We start from the raw sequence: 14,800 nt of genomic DNA, 5'->3' as shown, positions 1-14,800 counted from the left end.
GAATAACATGATGAACGATCTTTTTTCACTGGACGGCAAAAACATTCTGATCACCGGTTCGGCTCAGGGTATTGGTTATTTACTGGCGACCGGGCTGGGTAAATATGGCGCGCAGATTATCGTCAATGATATTACGCCAGAGCGCGCGGAGGCCGCCGTCGCCAAACTGCAGCAGGAAGGGATCCGCGCCGTTGCCGCGCCGTTCAATGTTACGCATAAACAGGACATTGATGCCGCCATCGAGCATATCGAAAAAGACATTGGCCAAATTGATGTGCTGGTGAATAACGCCGGTATCCAGCGTCGCCATCCGTTTACCGAGTTCCCGGAACAGGACTGGAACGATGTGATTGCCGTTAACCAGACGGCGGTATTCCTGGTCTCGCAGGCGGTAACGCGTCGCATGGTGGAACGCCAGGCCGGGAAGGTCATCAACATCTGTTCCATGCAGAGTGAACTGGGCCGCGACACCATTACGCCGTACGCCGCCTCCAAAGGCGCGGTAAAAATGCTCACCCGCGGGATGTGCGTTGAGCTGGCACGCCATAATATCCAGGTCAACGGTATCGCGCCGGGCTACTTCAAAACCGAAATGACCAAAGCGCTGGTCGAGGATGAAGCTTTCACCTCCTGGTTGTGCAAACGTACGCCAGCCGCGCGCTGGGGCGATCCGCAGGAGCTGATCGGCGCGGCGGTATTTCTCTCTTCTAAAGCATCCGATTTTGTAAACGGTCACCTGTTGTTTGTCGATGGCGGCATGCTGGTCGCCGTCTGATACCACACAACGCAACATCACGCAGCGCCCAGGCGCTGCATTTTTGGCTCCCCCCTAAATAATTCGAGCTGTAGCCAACACACCTGCAACTTGAAGTATGACGGGGATATAAGAGAAACGATTATGCCATTAATAATAATTGCGGCAGGCGTCGCGCTGCTCCTGGTCCTGATGATTGGCTTTAAAGTTAACGGCTTTATTGCTCTGGTCCTGGTGGCGGCGGTCGTTGGTTTTGCCGAAGGGATGGATGCCCAGGCCGTTCTGCACTCAATACAAAATGGGATCGGCGGGACGCTCGGCGGGCTGGCGATGATCCTCGGGTTCGGCGCGATGCTCGGTAAGCTGATTTCCGATACCGGCGCGGCTCAGCGCATCGCCACCACGCTGATTGGCACGTTCGGTAAAAAACGTGTGCAGTGGGCGCTGGTGATCACCGGTCTGGTGGTCGGTCTGGCGATGTTCTTCGAAGTCGGCTTTGTTCTGCTGCTGCCGCTGGTATTTACGGTGGTGGCCTCTTCCGGTCTGCCGCTGCTGTATGTTGGCGTGCCAATGGTGGCAGCATTGTCCGTGACCCACTGTTTTCTGCCGCCGCATCCGGGGCCTACCGCGATTGCCACCATTTTCGAGGCCAATCTCGGCACCACCCTGCTGTACGGATTTATTATTACTATCCCGACGGTGATTGTCGCCGGGCCGCTGTTTTCTAAGCTGCTGACCCGCTTTGAGAAAGCGCCGCCGGAAGGGTTATTCAACCCGCATCTGTTCACTGAAGAAGAGATGCCGTCGTTCTGGAACAGTATCTTTGCGGCGGTAATCCCGGTCATACTGATGGCGGTCGCCGCAGTGTGCGAAATTACGCTGCCGAAAACCAACAGCGTGCGGGTGTTCTTTGAGTTTATCGGCAACCCTGCGGTCGCGTTGTTTATCGCTATCGTGCTCGCCATTTTTACCCTTGGTCGCCGTAACGGACGGACGATCGAGCAAATTATGGATATCATTGGCGACTCTATCGGCGCGATCGCGATGATTGTGTTCATCATCGCCGGGGGCGGCGCGTTTAAGCAGGTTCTGGTCGACAGCGGCGTGGGGCAATACATCTCGCACCTGATGACCGGCACGTCGCTTTCTCCGCTGCTGATGTGCTGGACGGTAGCCGCGTTGCTGCGCATCGCGCTCGGTTCAGCCACCGTGGCGGCGATCACTACCGCAGGCGTGGTGCTGCCGATTATTAACGTCACCCACGCCGACCCGGCGCTGATGGTGCTGGCTACCGGCGCGGGCAGCGTGATTGCCTCCCACGTTAACGATCCGGGATTCTGGCTGTTTAAAGGCTATTTTAATCTCAGCGTGGGGGAAACGTTGCGCACCTGGACGGTGATGGAAACGCTGATTTCCATTATGGGTCTGCTGGGCGTTCTGGCGCTGAACGCCATCCTGCATTAAAACGGTCATCACCGGGGAGCACAGGTCAGCGCTCCCCGGTACTGGAGAGAAGATGAGGAACCACAGAATTTCTTTGCAAGACATCGCCACGCTGGCGGGCGTGACCAAAATGACGGTGAGCCGCTACATTCGCTCGCCGAAAAAGGTCGCAAAGGAAACCGGTGAACGCATTGCGCAGATTATGGAGGAGATTAATTACATCCCTAACCGCGCGCCCGCGATGCTACTGAACGCGCAAAGCTATACGCTCGGCGTGCTGATCCCCTCGTTTCAAAACCAACTGTTCGCCGACATTCTGGCCGGTATTGAATCGGTCACCTCCGACCATAATTATCAGACGCTGATCGCCAACTACAATTATGACCGGGAATCCGAGGAAGAGTCGGTGATCAATCTGCTGTCGTATAATATCGACGGCATTATCCTGTCCGAGAAATATCACACTCTGCGCACGGTTAAATTTCTGCGTTCAGCCAACATACCGGTGGTAGAACTGATGGATATTCAGGGCGATCGTCTGGACATGGAAGTAGGGTTCGATAACCGTCAGGCGGCGTTTGATATGGTCAGCACCATGCTGGACAAACGCCAGCGCCGCAAAATCCTCTACCTTGGTTCAAAAGATGATGTCCGCGATGAACAGCGCTATCGCGGCTATTGCGATGCCATGACGCGTCGGGGTCTGACGCCGCTGCGCGTCAATCCGCGATCTATTTCCTCTATTCATCTTGGCACCCAGATGATGCGGGACGCGCTCACCGCTCATCCGGATTTAGACGGCGTGTTTTGTACCAACGACGACATCGCGATGGGCGCGCTGCTGCTGTGCCGCGAACGCGAGCTGGCCGTTCCGGAGCAGATCTCGATTGCTGGTTTTCACGGGCTGGAAATGGGCCGGCAGATGATCCCCAGCCTCGCCAGCGTGATCACTCCGCGTTTCGACATTGGCCGTATGGCGGCACAGATGCTGCTGAGCAAAATCAAGAACAACGACCATAATCACAACACCGTGGATTTGGGGTATCAGATTTACCACGGCAATACGCTTTAACTCATTTTCTCTCGCCATCGCATATTCTCTTTGATGGACATTGCCTATACTCCAGGCAGGATAAATGGAGGAAATCTCAATGAGCGCACCCCTGCTAATTGCCCGCACGCCGGACACCGAACTGTTTTTACTGCCAGGCATGGCCAACCGTCACGGGCTGATTACCGGCGCGACCGGGACCGGTAAAACCGTCACGCTACAGAAGCTGGCCGAATCGTTGTCCGAGATTGGCGTGCCGGTATTTATGGCCGATGTGAAAGGTGACTTAACCGGCGTAGCCGAGGAAGGACAAGCCTCTGAAAAGCTGCTCGCCCGCCTGAAAAACATCGGCATTACCGACTGGCAACCGCATGCTAATCCGGTCACAGTGTGGGATATCTTCGGCGAAAAAGGTCACCCCGTGCGGGCCACGGTATCTGACCTCGGTCCGCTGCTGCTGGCCCGTTTGCTGAACCTCAACGATGTGCAGTCCGGCGTACTGGATATTATCTTCCGCATTGCCGATGACCAGGGTCTGTTGCTGCTCGATTTCAAAGACCTGCGGGCCATCACTCAGTATATTGGCGATAACGCCAAATCCTTCCAGAATCAGTACGGCAATATCAGTAGCGCCTCGGTCGGGGCTATCCAGCGCGGACTGCTGTCGCTGGAGCAACAGGGTGCGGCGCACTTTTTTGGCGAACCGATGCTGGACATCAAAGACTGGATGCGTACCGACGCCAGCGGCAAAGGGATGATCAACATCCTCAGCGCCGAGAAGCTCTACCAGATGCCCAAACTGTACGCTGCCAGCCTGCTGTGGATGCTCTCCGAACTGTACGAACAATTGCCGGAAGCGGGCGATCTGGAGAAGCCAAAACTGGTGTTCTTCTTCGATGAAGCGCACCTGCTGTTCAACGATGCCCCGCAGGTGCTGCTGGATAAAATCGAGCAGGTGATCCGTCTGATTCGCTCGAAAGGGGTCGGCGTGTGGTTCGTCTCGCAAAACCCGTCGGATATTCCGGACAACGTGCTCGGCCAGTTGGGCAACCGCGTGCAGCACGCCCTGCGCGCCTTCACGCCGAAAGACCAGAAAGCGGTAAAAACCGCGGCGCAAACCATGCGCGCCAACCCGGCATTTGATACCGAAAAAGCCATTCAGGAACTGGGAACCGGCGAGGCGCTGGTGTCGTTTCTGGACGCCAAAGGCAGCCCGTCAGTGGTTGAACGGGCGATGGTCATTGCACCGTGTTCACGGATGGGACCGGTGACGGATGACGAGCGCAACGGGCTGATTAATCACTCTTCGCTGTACGGCAAATATGAGGAAGAGGTAGACCGTGAATCCGCCTATGAACGTTTGCAGCAAGGCGTGCAGGCCAGCACCGAGCAGCAAAATACGCCTCCCGCCAACGGTAAAGCGGTTGAGGTGGACAGCGGTATTCTCGGCGGGTTGAAGGATATTCTGTTTGGCAGCACCGGACCACGTGGCGGCAAGCGCGATGGCGTGGTACAAAGCGTGGCGAAAAGCGCGGCGCGCCAGGTCACCAATCAGATAATCCGCGGTATGTTGGGAAGTTTGATGGGCGGGAGAAAACGTTAACAGGAAGCCCCCTCCCGCACAGCGGGAGGGGTAGATATTACGACTTACGCAGCATCAGCCACAGGCTAATCAGGAAGAAGCTGGCGCTTGGCAACAGCGCACCGATAATCGGCGGAATGCCGTACACCAGCGTCAGCGGGCCAAAGATTTGGTCCAGCACATAGAACACAAAGCCAAAGCTAATCCCTGTCACCACGCGCACGCCCATCGGCACGCTACGCAGCGGACCAAAGATAAACGACAGCGCCATCAGCATCATGACCGCCACAGACAGCGGCTGGAAGACTTTGCTCCACATATTGAGCTGATAGCGTCCGGCGTCCTGGCCGCTCGACTTCAGGTACTTCACGTAGTTATGCAGACCGCTAATCGACAGCGCATCAGGATCCAACGCCACGACGCCGAGCTTGTCGGGCGTAAGGTTGGTTTTCCAGGTACCGCTCACCGTTTGCGATCCGGTGATTTGCTTCGGATCGGTCAGGTTGGATTCATCCACCTGCGCCAGACGCCAGACCTTTTGTTCCGGGTCAAACGTCGCGCTTGCGGCATAGCGAACGGACTGCAGACGGCGTTTGTCGTTAAAGGAGTAGATGCTAATCCCACCTAACTCGGCGTCGCCTTTCACCCGCTCGATGTAGACAAAGCTGTCGCCATCTTTCGCCCACAATCCCTGCTGGGTGGAGAGCAACGAGCCGCCGTACATCTGCTGCGCACGGTAGTTACGCGCCATCTGTTCACCCTGCGGCGCCACCCATTCACCGATGGCCATCGTCAGCAGCACCAGCGGAATCGCGGTTTTCATCACCGACAACGCCACCTGCATACGGGTAAAACCGGAAGCCTGCATCACCACCAGTTCGCTGCGCTGGGCCAGCATGCCCAGACCCAACAAAGCACCCAGCAGCGCCGCCATCGGGAAGAAGATCTGGATATCTTTCGGCGCGCTGAGCAGGGTATACAGCCCCGCGCCCATCGCATCGTAGCTCCCCTGCCCGGCTTTTTTCAGCTGGTCGACAAACTTGATGATCCCGGAGAGCGACACCAACATGAACAATGTCATCATGATGGTGGTGAAAATGGTTTTACCGATATAGCGGTCAAGTACACCAAAGGGCTGCATTATACCGCTCCTTTACGCATAAAACGGGCACGCAAGCGGCGCATCGGCACCGTATCCCAGAGGTTAAGCACAATCGCCAGCGCCAGATACGCCAGGTTAACCGTCCACATCCAGAATACCGGATCCAGCTTACCTTTACCGCCGTTCGACTTCAGCGACGTCTGCACCAGGAAGAACAGCAAATAGAGCAGCATGGCTGGCAGCATCGACAGTACGCGACCCTGACGCGGGTTCACCACGCTCAGCGGTACGACCATCAGCGCCATCATAAATACGGTGAATACTAACGTGATACGCCAGGTCAGCTCCGCGCGGGCGCGATCGGTATCGGTCGTCCACAGGGTACGCATGTTCATCTGGTCGGTATCGTTTGGATCCAGCGCCACGGCCTGATGACCGATAATCGCCTGATAATCCTGGAAGTCAGTAATGCGGAAATCGCGCAGCAGCGCGGTCCCTTCAAAGCGCGTACCCTGGTTAAGCGTCACGATCTGAGAGCCATCGCGCGTCTGGGTAAGATGTCCGGAATCCGCTACCACCACCGAAGGACGGGCGTTACCTTTCGGGCGGATTTGCGCGAGGAACACATCTTTGAAGTTGCTGCCGTCAACGCTTTCGATAAACAGCACCGAACCGCCGTTAGTCGCCTGCTGGAACTGGCCCTGAGCGAGCGCCGCCATACCGGGGTTCGCTTTCGCCTCCGCCAGCACTTCGTCCTGATGTCTGGAGGACCACGGTCCAGCCCACATCACGTTGACCGCCGCAATAATACTGGTAAACAGCGCCAGCACCATCGCCGCTTTCACTAATACAGCCTTGCTCAGCCCGCAGGCGTGCATGACCGTAATTTCACTTTCGGTATACAGTTTGCCCAGCGTCATCAGCAGCCCGAGGAACAGGCTTAAGGGCAAGATAAGTTGCGCCATTTCTGGCACGCCCAGCCCCAGCAGCGAGAGCACCAGATTCGCCGGGATATCACCGTCAACCGCCGCACCAAGGATCCTGACCAGCTTTTGACAAAAGAAGATCAAAAGCAGGATGAATAGGATCGCAAGTTGGCTTTTGAGCGTTTCCCGAACCAGATATCTTATGATTATCACTTTAAATACGCCCGTAAAAACCCGTCTTTTGCCGGAATTTAGCTTGTTTCATGGCTTAAACGTCATTTATTCTCTTGAGTCGTCGAAATCGTCGCTAAGATCATTATACTCAACGGATCCACCTCTCAGAAATTGTTCTGACGTGCCAATGCCGTAATAACGTTAAGATTAACACGAAGTCACCGCAACAGCGGGTATGAGTTACGAAAGCTTGCAATTCTATCCGTAGCCACCGCCGTTGTCTTTAAGATTCAGGAGCGTAGTGCATGGAGTTCAGTGTAAAAAGCGGTAGCCCGGAGAAACAGCGGAGTGCGTGCATCGTCGTGGGTGTCTTTGAACCACGCCGCCTCTCTCCGATTGCAGAGCAGCTCGACAAGATCAGCGACGGGTACATCAGCGCACTGCTGCGTCGTGGTGAACTGGAAGGCAAACCGGGTCAAACCCTGTTGCTGCACCATGTTCCTAACGTTCTGTCTGAGCGAATTCTCCTCATTGGGTGTGGCAAAGAGCGCGAACTTGATGAGCGCCAGTACAAGCAGGTCATTCAGAAAACCATCAATACGCTGAATGATACTGGCTCAATGGAAGCCGTCTGCTTCCTGACTGAGCTGCACGTCAAAGGGCGCAACAACTACTGGAAAGTGCGCCAGGCCGTTGAGACGGCACAGGAAACGCTATACAGCTTTGATCAACTGAAGACCAACAAAAGCGAGCCGCGTCGCCCGCTGCGTAAAATGGTCTTCAACGTACCGACCCGCCGCGAATTGACCAGCGGTGAGCGTGCTATCCAGCACGGTCTGGCGATCGCCGCCGGTATTAAAGCGGCAAAAGATCTCGGCAACATGCCGCCGAACATCTGTAACGCCGCCTACCTGGCCTCTCAGGCGCGCCAGTTGGCAGACAGCTACAGCAAAAATGTTGTGACCCGCGTGATCGGCGAACAGCAGATGAAAGAGCTGGGCATGCACTCTTATCTGGCCGTCGGTCACGGCTCGCAGAACGAGTCGCTGATGTCGGTCATCGAGTACAAAGGTAATCCGTCCGAAGACGCGCGTCCGATTGTGCTGGTCGGTAAAGGGTTAACCTTCGACTCCGGTGGTATCTCCATCAAACCTGCCGAAGGCATGGATGAGATGAAGTACGACATGTGCGGTGCGGCAGCGGTATACGGCGTGATGCGCATGGTGGCTGAGCTTCAGTTGCCAATCAACGTCGTCGGCGTGCTGGCGGGTTGCGAAAACATGCCGGGTGGCCGCGCGTATCGCCCAGGCGATGTACTGACCACGATGTCCGGGCAGACCGTTGAAGTGCTCAACACCGACGCCGAAGGCCGTCTGGTGCTGTGCGACGTGTTAACTTACGTCGAGCGCTTTGAGCCAGAGGCGGTGATTGACGTTGCAACCCTGACCGGCGCGTGCGTAATTGCGCTGGGCCATCACATCACCGGCCTGATGTCGAACCACAATCCGCTGGCACATGAGCTGATCGGCGCGTCCGAGCAGGCTGGCGACCGCGCGTGGCGTTTGCCGCTGGGTGATGAATACCAGGAGCAGTTAGAGTCCAACTTTGCGGATATGGCGAACATCGGCGGACGTCCTGGCGGAGCCATTACCGCAGGCTGCTTCCTGTCACGCTTTACCCGTAAGTACAACTGGGCGCACCTGGACATCGCCGGTACCGCATGGCGTTCAGGGAAAGCCAAAGGCGCAACCGGTCGTCCGGTGGCGCTGTTGTCGCAGTTCCTGCTCAATCGCGCCGGTTTTAACGGCGAAGAGTAAGTTTGAGATTGCCCCGTAGGCCGGATAAGCGCAGCGCCATCCGGCAAAACGCCTGATGGCGGCGCTATTGCGCCTTATCAGGCCTACGGTGTGCATCATGGCAACGCATTTAAATCCACCACAAGAAGCCCCATATATGAAGAATGCGACGTTCTATCTTCTGGACAACGACACACAACAAGATGGCTTAAGCGCCGTTGAGCAACTGGTGTGTGAAATTGCCGCAGAACGTTGGCGGGCTGGCAAGCGCGTGCTGATCGCCTGTGAAAACGAAAAGCAGGCTCTTCGACTGGATGAAGCCCTGTGGGCAAGACCGGCAGAAAGCTTTGTTCCACATAATCTGGCGGGTGAAGGCCCCAGAGGCGGCGCGCCGGTAGAAATAGCCTGGCCGGAGAAACGCAACAGCAGCCCGCGCGACCTGCTGATCAGTTTGCGCGTTGGCTTTGCAGATTTTGCCACCGCTTTCACAGAAGTGATAGACTTCGTTCCTTACGAAGATTCTTTGAAACAATCGGCACGCGATCGCTACAAAGCTTACCGCGTGGCTGGTTTTAACCTGAATACGGCAACCTGGAAATAATGGAAAAGACATACAACCCACAAGATATCGAACAGCCGCTTTACGAGCACTGGGAAAAGCAGGGCTATTTCAAACCTAACGGCGATGAAAGCAAAGAGTCCTTCTGCATCATGATCCCGCCGCCGAACGTCACCGGCAGTTTGCATATGGGTCATGCTTTCCAGCAAACCATCATGGATACCATGATCCGCTACCAGCGCATGCAGGGTAAAAACACTCTGTGGCAGGCCGGTACCGATCACGCGGGTATCGCCACCCAGATGGTGGTTGAGCGTAAGATTGCCGCTGAAGAAGGTAAAACCCGTCACGACTACGGTCGCGAAGCGTTTATCGACAAAATCTGGCAGTGGAAAGCGGAATCCGGCGGCACCATTACCCGTCAGATGCGCCGTCTCGGCAACTCCGTTGACTGGGAGCGCGAGCGCTTCACCATGGACGAAGGCCTTTCCAATGCCGTGAAAGAAGTTTTCGTTCGCCTGTACAAAGAAGACCTGATTTACCGTGGCAAGCGCCTGGTGAACTGGGACCCGAAACTGCGCACCGCCATCTCTGACCTGGAAGTGGAAAACCGCGAGTCTAAAGGCTCCATGTGGCACATCCGCTATCCGCTGGCCGACGGCGCGAAAACCGCAGACGGTAAAGATTACCTGGTCGTCGCCACCACCCGTCCGGAAACTATTCTGGGCGATACCGGCGTGGCCGTGAACCCGGAAGATCCGCGTTATAAAGATCTGATCGGCAAGTTCGTTATTCTGCCGCTGGTTGACCGCCGTATTCCGATCGTGGGCGATGAACATGCCGATATGGAAAAAGGCACCGGCTGCGTGAAGATCACGCCTGCGCACGACTTTAACGACTACGAAGTCGGGAAACGTCACGGCCTGCCGATGATCAACATTCTGACCTTTGATGGCGACATCCGCGAAACCGCAGAAGTGTACGACACCAAAGGCGAAGAGTCTGACATTTACTCCAACGCTATCCCGGCTGAATTCCAGAAGCTGGAACGCTTTGCCGCGCGTAAAGCGATCGTCGCAGCCGTTGACGCGCTGGGCCTGCTGGAAGAAATTAAACCGCACGATCTGACCGTACCTTACGGTGACCGTGGCGGCGTGGTTATCGAACCGATGCTGACCGACCAGTGGTACGTCCGTGCCGACGTGCTGGCGAAACCGGCGGTTGAAGCGGTTGAGAACGGCGACATCCAGTTCGTACCAAAACAGTACGAAAACATGTACTTCTCCTGGATGCGTGATATTCAGGACTGGTGTATTTCCCGTCAGCTGTGGTGGGGTCACCGTATCCCGGCATGGTATGACAACAACGGCAACGTCTACGTTGGCCGCACCGAAGACGAAGTGCGTCAGGAAAACAACCTCGGCGCCGACGTTCAGCTTCGTCAGGACGAAGACGTTCTCGATACCTGGTTCTCCTCCGCGCTGTGGACCTTCTCTACCCTCGGCTGGCCGGAAAACACCGACGCGCTGCGTCAGTTCCACCCAACCAGCGTGATGGTTTCCGGCTTCGACATCATCTTCTTCTGGATTGCCCGCATGATCATGATGACCATGCACTTCATCAAAGATGAAAACGGCAAGCCGCAGGTGCCGTTTAAGACCGTCTACATGACCGGTCTTATCCGCGACGACGAAGGCCAGAAGATGTCCAAATCCAAGGGTAACGTGATTGACCCGCTGGATATGGTCGACGGTATCTCGCTGGCGGACCTGCTGGAGAAGCGTACCGGCAACATGATGCAGCCGCAGCTGGCAGAGAAGATTGCCAAACGTACCGAGAAGCAGTTCCCGGACGGCATTGAGCCGCACGGTACCGACGCCCTGCGTTTCACCCTGGCGGCGCTGGCCTCTACCGGTCGCGACATCAACTGGGATATGAAGCGTCTGGAAGGTTACCGTAACTTCTGTAACAAGCTGTGGAACGCCAGCCGCTTCGTGCTGATGAACACCGAAGGAAATGATTGCGGCTTCAACGGCGGCGAAATGACCCTGTCGCTGGCGGACCGCTGGATCCTCGCTGAATTCAACCAGACCGTTAAAGCGTACCGCGAAGCGCTGGATAACTTCCGCTTCGACATCGCCGCGGGCATCCTGTACGAGTTCACCTGGAACCAGTTCTGCGACTGGTATCTGGAACTGACTAAGCCGGTAATGACCGGTGGTTCTGAGTCTGAACTGCGCGGCACCCGCAATACGCTGGTTACCGTGCTGGAAGGTCTGCTGCGCCTGGCGCACCCGATTATTCCGTTCATCACCGAGACCATCTGGCAGCGCGTGAAAGTGATTTGCGGCAACACCGCAGATACCATCATGCTGCAGCCGTTCCCGGAATATAACGCTGCACAGGTTGATGAAGCCGCGCTGGCCGATACCGAATGGCTTAAACAGGCGATCGTTGCCGTACGTAACATCCGTGCGGAAATGAACATCGCACCGGGCAAACCGCTGGAGCTGTTGCTGCGCGGTGCGAGCTCCGATGCGGAGCGTCGTGTGAACGACAACCGCAGCTTCCTGCTTAACCTGGCACGTCTGGAAAGCATCACCGTGCTGCCAGCCGATGACAAAGGTCCGGTTTCGGTGACCAAAATCATCGACGGCGCCGAGCTGCTGATCCCGATGGCGGGCCTCATCAACAAAGAAGATGAACTGGCGCGTCTGGCGAAAGAAGTGACGAAAATCGAAGGTGAGATTGCCCGTATCGAAGGCAAGCTTTCCAACGAAGGGTTTGTCGCTCGCGCACCGGAAGCGGTCATCGCCAAAGAGCGTGAGAAGCTGGACGGTTACGCAGAAGCAAAAGCGAAGCTGATTGAGCAGCAGGCGGTCATCGCCGCGCTGTAAAGCTGTTTGCCGGATGGCGCTGCGCTTATCCGGCCTACAGCACCGTCAACGTAGGTCGGATAAGCGTAGCGCATCCGACACTACTGACGATTAAAAAGCCTCTGGCGTCCTCGCTCAGAGGCTTTTTATTGAATTATCCTCGCTTGCGCTTCCCCTCACCGCAGTGGTATTAACTGCATATGTTCCACGTTTATGTCATGAGTTCGCTATGAGTGTCATTACCCCTGTTTCTGCGACGCTACGCCGCATTACCGCCGACGATAACGCCGCTATCGCCCACGTCATCCGCGAGGTCTCTGCCGAACACGGCCTGACCGCCGATAAAGGTTACACGGTGGCCGACCCCAATCTGGACGAACTTTTTCAGGTTTACAGCCAGCCGGGCGCGGCCTACTGGGTGGTTGAGCAGAATGGTCAGGTGGTGGGCGGCGGCGGCGTCGCGCCGTTAGGCTGTAGCGAACCGGACATTTGCGAGCTGCAAAAGATGTACTTTCTGTCGAGCGCACGCGGTCAGGGGCTGGCGAAAAAGCTGGCGCTAATGGCGCTGGATCACGCCCGCGAGCAGGGGTTTAAGCAGTGCTATCTGGAGACCACAGCGTTTCTGACCGAGGCTATCCGCCTGTATGAACATTTAGGCTTTGAGCATATCAGCGAAGCGCTCGGCTGTACCGGGCACGTGGATTGCGAAGTGCGGATGTTAAAGCCCCTCTGACTTCACGCCGAGGGGCCATGTCGGCCTTACTGCATCTCAGCTGAAAGCATCAGGCGAATTACGCCAGCCGCGCGAGCGGTTGGCAGCTTCAGCACCTGTGACCAGAGATCCTGTACTATCTCACAAGCAATCTTCTCTTTGCCGATCGCTTTCGTCGGATCGGCCATGATCTGAATATCATCCCCGTAGCGCTGTACCAGCCCAGGGCTTATTGCTTGCAGATCCTGCAACGCCAGCTGCTTCTCTTCTGCCGTGACCGTATGTTTTTTTGGGCCGTGTGAGGCATACATCATGCTCATATCACTCGCCATACGACGATCCATGATCTCACGCGGAACAAGACGCGCCGGGTTAATCCCACCTTTTACCGCCGGAAACAGAAAGCGGAAGCATTCGTCATCACCTATTTTGGCCACAGCAGCGATCTGCTCAAGGTTAATTTTCATATATTCAATGACGTTGGCATCTGGCGCCTGCTGCAATCTTGCCATTTGTAGCTGAAGAATTTGCGGCTGTATCGCGTCGATGACCTGCTGTTCACTGCTCCCTGCTTTCTTCATCTGCGCTGCCTGGCTGATAATTTTTTGTGTCAGTTCAGGTTCCTGCTCCTTAATGACCTGAAACGCCGGATTAGAGAGCATCGCTTTTTCAAACTGCTGCTCTTCAGTCAGACCATAATCCGGGCTTTCACGGGGGATCAGGTAGTGCACATCAAACAGATTCCACGCGATAATTGCCACTACAAAAATTACCGCGCCGGAAATCTTGCCCAACCAGCCTTTTTTGCGAAACATGCCGACGACGATAGCAATCACCGCCCCGATATAACCTGCCAACAATACGTGTGCCCAGTTCATTAACCATCCTTTTGCCAAATCGTCTCGGTTATGGGGATATATTTCCCCTTCGCGTCTTTTGATTATCATGGCAGCAGCGAGTGATTTCCAGCCACCAGATTTTGCTAACAGAAACAGGAAGGATTAAACCGCGCGGCGATAGGCACCGCGCGTCTCAGAAGGGTGCTAAGCCGGAACGCCGCTGTGAAAACGGAATTCATCGTCGGGAGAGGTAATCAGCGCGGCTTCGACTTCGCCAAAGAACCGCACCCGGCTACTGATATCATCAGCCGAAACCTGCTGCGCCAGCACCAGATAGTCCTGATAGTGCCGCGCCTCGGATCGCAGTAGCGACAGGTAAAACGCCTGTAAATCCTCATCCAGGTACGGCGCCAGCGCGGCGAACCGTTCACAGGAACGCGCCTCAATGTAAGCCCCGCAAATCAGTTTATCGATTAGCGTTAGTGGCTCGTGGGTGCGCACCTCTTTGAGCATGCCTTTGGCATAACGGCTGGCGGTAATTTTGACGTAGGGAATGTTGCGGCTCATCATCGCCTCACGCACCTGCCAGAAGTGGTGCAGCTCTTCTTTGATCAGCAAAACCATACTGTCGATAAGCTTGCGTCCCCACGGGTCGTCGGTTTGCGGCATCACGCTTTTGCTTATCTGTTTATTCAGCGCAATAAAATCCGGTTCATCCCCTTCTCTGAAAGCATACGCCTCATAGGGTTTCAGCCAGTCCAGCAGCGCCTGCGATCCCTGTTTATCTGCGACGTACTTACGCACCAGCAGCATGGCCGTTTGCGCCGCTTTCAGCTCACAGACGAGATGATCGGTCAGTAACAGTGGAAGATTCGCCGGATCTCGCGCTTTATCAAGCCAGGCCTGAGGCGTTTTACAGTGCAGGAAGTTGTGGATTGGGGAGAGTATTTGCAGGTAATCCATACGTAGTCCTTGGCCTACGGCAG

General features: G+C 55.8%; 13 protein-coding genes. 8 read left to right on the top strand and 5 right to left on the bottom strand.

Annotated elements, in window-relative coordinates; genetic code table 11:
- Positions 1-10: 10 nt before the first annotated feature.
- The 4 genes from idnO (at position 11) to LA337_02245 (ending at position 4,851) form a co-directional block, all read left to right on the top strand.
- Positions 11-775 carry a gluconate 5-dehydrogenase gene (gene idnO / locus LA337_02260; GenBank protein UBI18387.1) on the top strand — a complete coding sequence of 255 codons (765 nt, stop codon included), beginning with the start codon at positions 11-13 and terminating at the stop codon, positions 773-775.
- A 123-nt stretch (positions 776-898) separates the two neighbouring features.
- The gene (idnT, locus tag LA337_02255) at positions 899-2,218 is read left to right on the top strand and encodes a gnt-II system L-idonate transporter (GenBank protein UBI16542.1); all 1,320 of its coding nucleotides are present in this window, start codon (positions 899-901) and stop codon (positions 2,216-2,218) included.
- Between the two features lie 52 nt (positions 2,219-2,270).
- Complete coding sequence (locus LA337_02250) at positions 2,271-3,269, top strand: LacI family DNA-binding transcriptional regulator (GenBank protein UBI16541.1); 999 nt, start codon at positions 2,271-2,273, stop codon at positions 3,267-3,269.
- A gap of 79 nt (positions 3,270-3,348) precedes the next feature.
- Positions 3,349-4,851: a DUF853 domain-containing protein gene (locus tag LA337_02245; GenBank protein UBI16540.1), complete on the top strand. Its 1,503-nt coding sequence runs from the start codon at positions 3,349-3,351 to the stop codon at positions 4,849-4,851.
- Between the two features lie 37 nt (positions 4,852-4,888).
- On the opposite strand, the gene lptG is transcribed toward LA337_02245, so the two are convergent.
- The 3 genes from lptG to LA337_02230 all read right to left on the bottom strand — a co-directional run bounded on the left by lptG (position 4,889) and on the right by LA337_02230 (position 7,184).
- Complete coding sequence (gene lptG / locus LA337_02240) at positions 4,889-5,971, bottom strand: LPS export ABC transporter permease LptG (GenBank protein ID UBI16539.1); 1,083 nt, start codon at positions 5,969-5,971, stop codon at positions 4,889-4,891.
- On the bottom strand, positions 5,971-7,071 hold the full coding sequence (gene lptF / locus LA337_02235; protein ID UBI16538.1) for an LPS export ABC transporter permease LptF: 1,101 nt from the start codon (positions 7,069-7,071) through the stop codon (positions 5,971-5,973). Before lptF ends, lptG begins: the two co-directional genes overlap by 1 nt.
- 62 nt (positions 7,072-7,133) lie before the next feature.
- Complete coding sequence (locus tag LA337_02230; protein ID UBI18386.1) at positions 7,134-7,184, bottom strand: hypothetical protein; 51 nt, start codon at positions 7,182-7,184, stop codon at positions 7,134-7,136.
- Positions 7,185-7,337: 153 nt separating this feature from the next.
- Here LA337_02230 and pepA point away from each other — a divergent pair, with 153 nt between their 5' ends.
- The 4 genes from pepA (at position 7,338) to LA337_02210 (ending at position 12,996) form a co-directional block, all read left to right on the top strand.
- Positions 7,338-8,849 carry a leucyl aminopeptidase gene (gene pepA, locus LA337_02225; GenBank protein UBI16537.1) on the top strand — a complete coding sequence of 504 codons (1,512 nt, stop codon included), beginning with the start codon at positions 7,338-7,340 and terminating at the stop codon, positions 8,847-8,849.
- A 136-nt stretch (positions 8,850-8,985) separates the two neighbouring features.
- Entirely contained in the window at positions 8,986-9,429 is a 444-nt protein-coding gene (gene holC / locus LA337_02220; protein UBI18385.1) for a DNA polymerase III subunit chi, read from the top strand.
- On the top strand, positions 9,429-12,284 hold the full coding sequence (locus LA337_02215) for a valine--tRNA ligase (protein ID UBI16536.1): 2,856 nt from the start codon (positions 9,429-9,431) through the stop codon (positions 12,282-12,284). The genes holC and LA337_02215 overlap by 1 nt, the downstream gene beginning before the upstream one ends.
- Positions 12,285-12,492: 208 nt before the next feature.
- The gene (locus LA337_02210) at positions 12,493-12,996 is read left to right on the top strand and encodes a GNAT family N-acetyltransferase (GenBank protein ID UBI16535.1); all 504 of its coding nucleotides are present in this window, start codon (positions 12,493-12,495) and stop codon (positions 12,994-12,996) included.
- Between the two features lie 26 nt (positions 12,997-13,022).
- Here LA337_02210 and LA337_02205 read toward each other — a convergent pair whose 3' ends face one another.
- Both LA337_02205 and miaE read right to left on the bottom strand, forming a co-directional pair.
- Positions 13,023-13,853, bottom strand: a complete 831-nt coding sequence (locus tag LA337_02205) for a topoisomerase II (protein ID UBI16534.1) — start codon at positions 13,851-13,853, stop codon at positions 13,023-13,025.
- A gap of 165 nt (positions 13,854-14,018) precedes the next feature.
- Positions 14,019-14,777 carry a tRNA isopentenyl-2-thiomethyl-A-37 hydroxylase MiaE gene (miaE, locus tag LA337_02200; GenBank protein UBI16533.1) on the bottom strand — a complete coding sequence of 253 codons (759 nt, stop codon included), beginning with the start codon at positions 14,775-14,777 and terminating at the stop codon, positions 14,019-14,021.
- Between the last annotated feature and the right edge of the window lie 23 nt (positions 14,778-14,800).

Origin of the sequence: Citrobacter europaeus (genome assembly GCA_020099315.1) — a bacterium.
GTDB lineage: Bacteria > Pseudomonadota > Gammaproteobacteria > Enterobacterales > Enterobacteriaceae > Citrobacter > Citrobacter europaeus.
The sequence above is the reverse complement of the archived record's forward strand: the minus strand, read 5'-3'. Positions and strand labels throughout refer to the sequence as shown.

Excerpts from the sequence above, each read along its gene's own strand:
- idnO (UBI18387.1), top strand. The coding sequence starts at position 11 with ATGAACGATCTTTTTTCACTGGACGGCAAAAACATTCTGATCACCGGT.
- LA337_02245 (UBI16540.1), top strand. The coding sequence starts at position 3,349 with ATGAGCGCACCCCTGCTAATTGCCCGCACGCCGGACACCGAACTGTTT.
- LA337_02215 (UBI16536.1), top strand. The coding sequence starts at position 9,429 with ATGGAAAAGACATACAACCCACAAGATATCGAACAGCCGCTTTACGAG.
- pepA (UBI16537.1), top strand. The coding sequence starts at position 7,338 with ATGGAGTTCAGTGTAAAAAGCGGTAGCCCGGAGAAACAGCGGAGTGCG.
- LA337_02205 (UBI16534.1), bottom strand. The coding sequence starts at position 13,853 with ATGAACTGGGCACACGTATTGTTGGCAGGTTATATCGGGGCGGTGATT.
- lptG (UBI16539.1), bottom strand. The coding sequence starts at position 5,971 with ATGCAGCCCTTTGGTGTACTTGACCGCTATATCGGTAAAACCATTTTC.
- holC (UBI18385.1), top strand. The coding sequence starts at position 8,986 with ATGAAGAATGCGACGTTCTATCTTCTGGACAACGACACACAACAAGAT.
- LA337_02210 (UBI16535.1), top strand. The coding sequence starts at position 12,493 with ATGAGTGTCATTACCCCTGTTTCTGCGACGCTACGCCGCATTACCGCC.
- idnT (UBI16542.1), top strand. The coding sequence starts at position 899 with ATGCCATTAATAATAATTGCGGCAGGCGTCGCGCTGCTCCTGGTCCTG.
- LA337_02250 (UBI16541.1), top strand. The coding sequence starts at position 2,271 with ATGAGGAACCACAGAATTTCTTTGCAAGACATCGCCACGCTGGCGGGC.
- miaE (UBI16533.1), bottom strand. The coding sequence starts at position 14,777 with ATGGATTACCTGCAAATACTCTCCCCAATCCACAACTTCCTGCACTGT.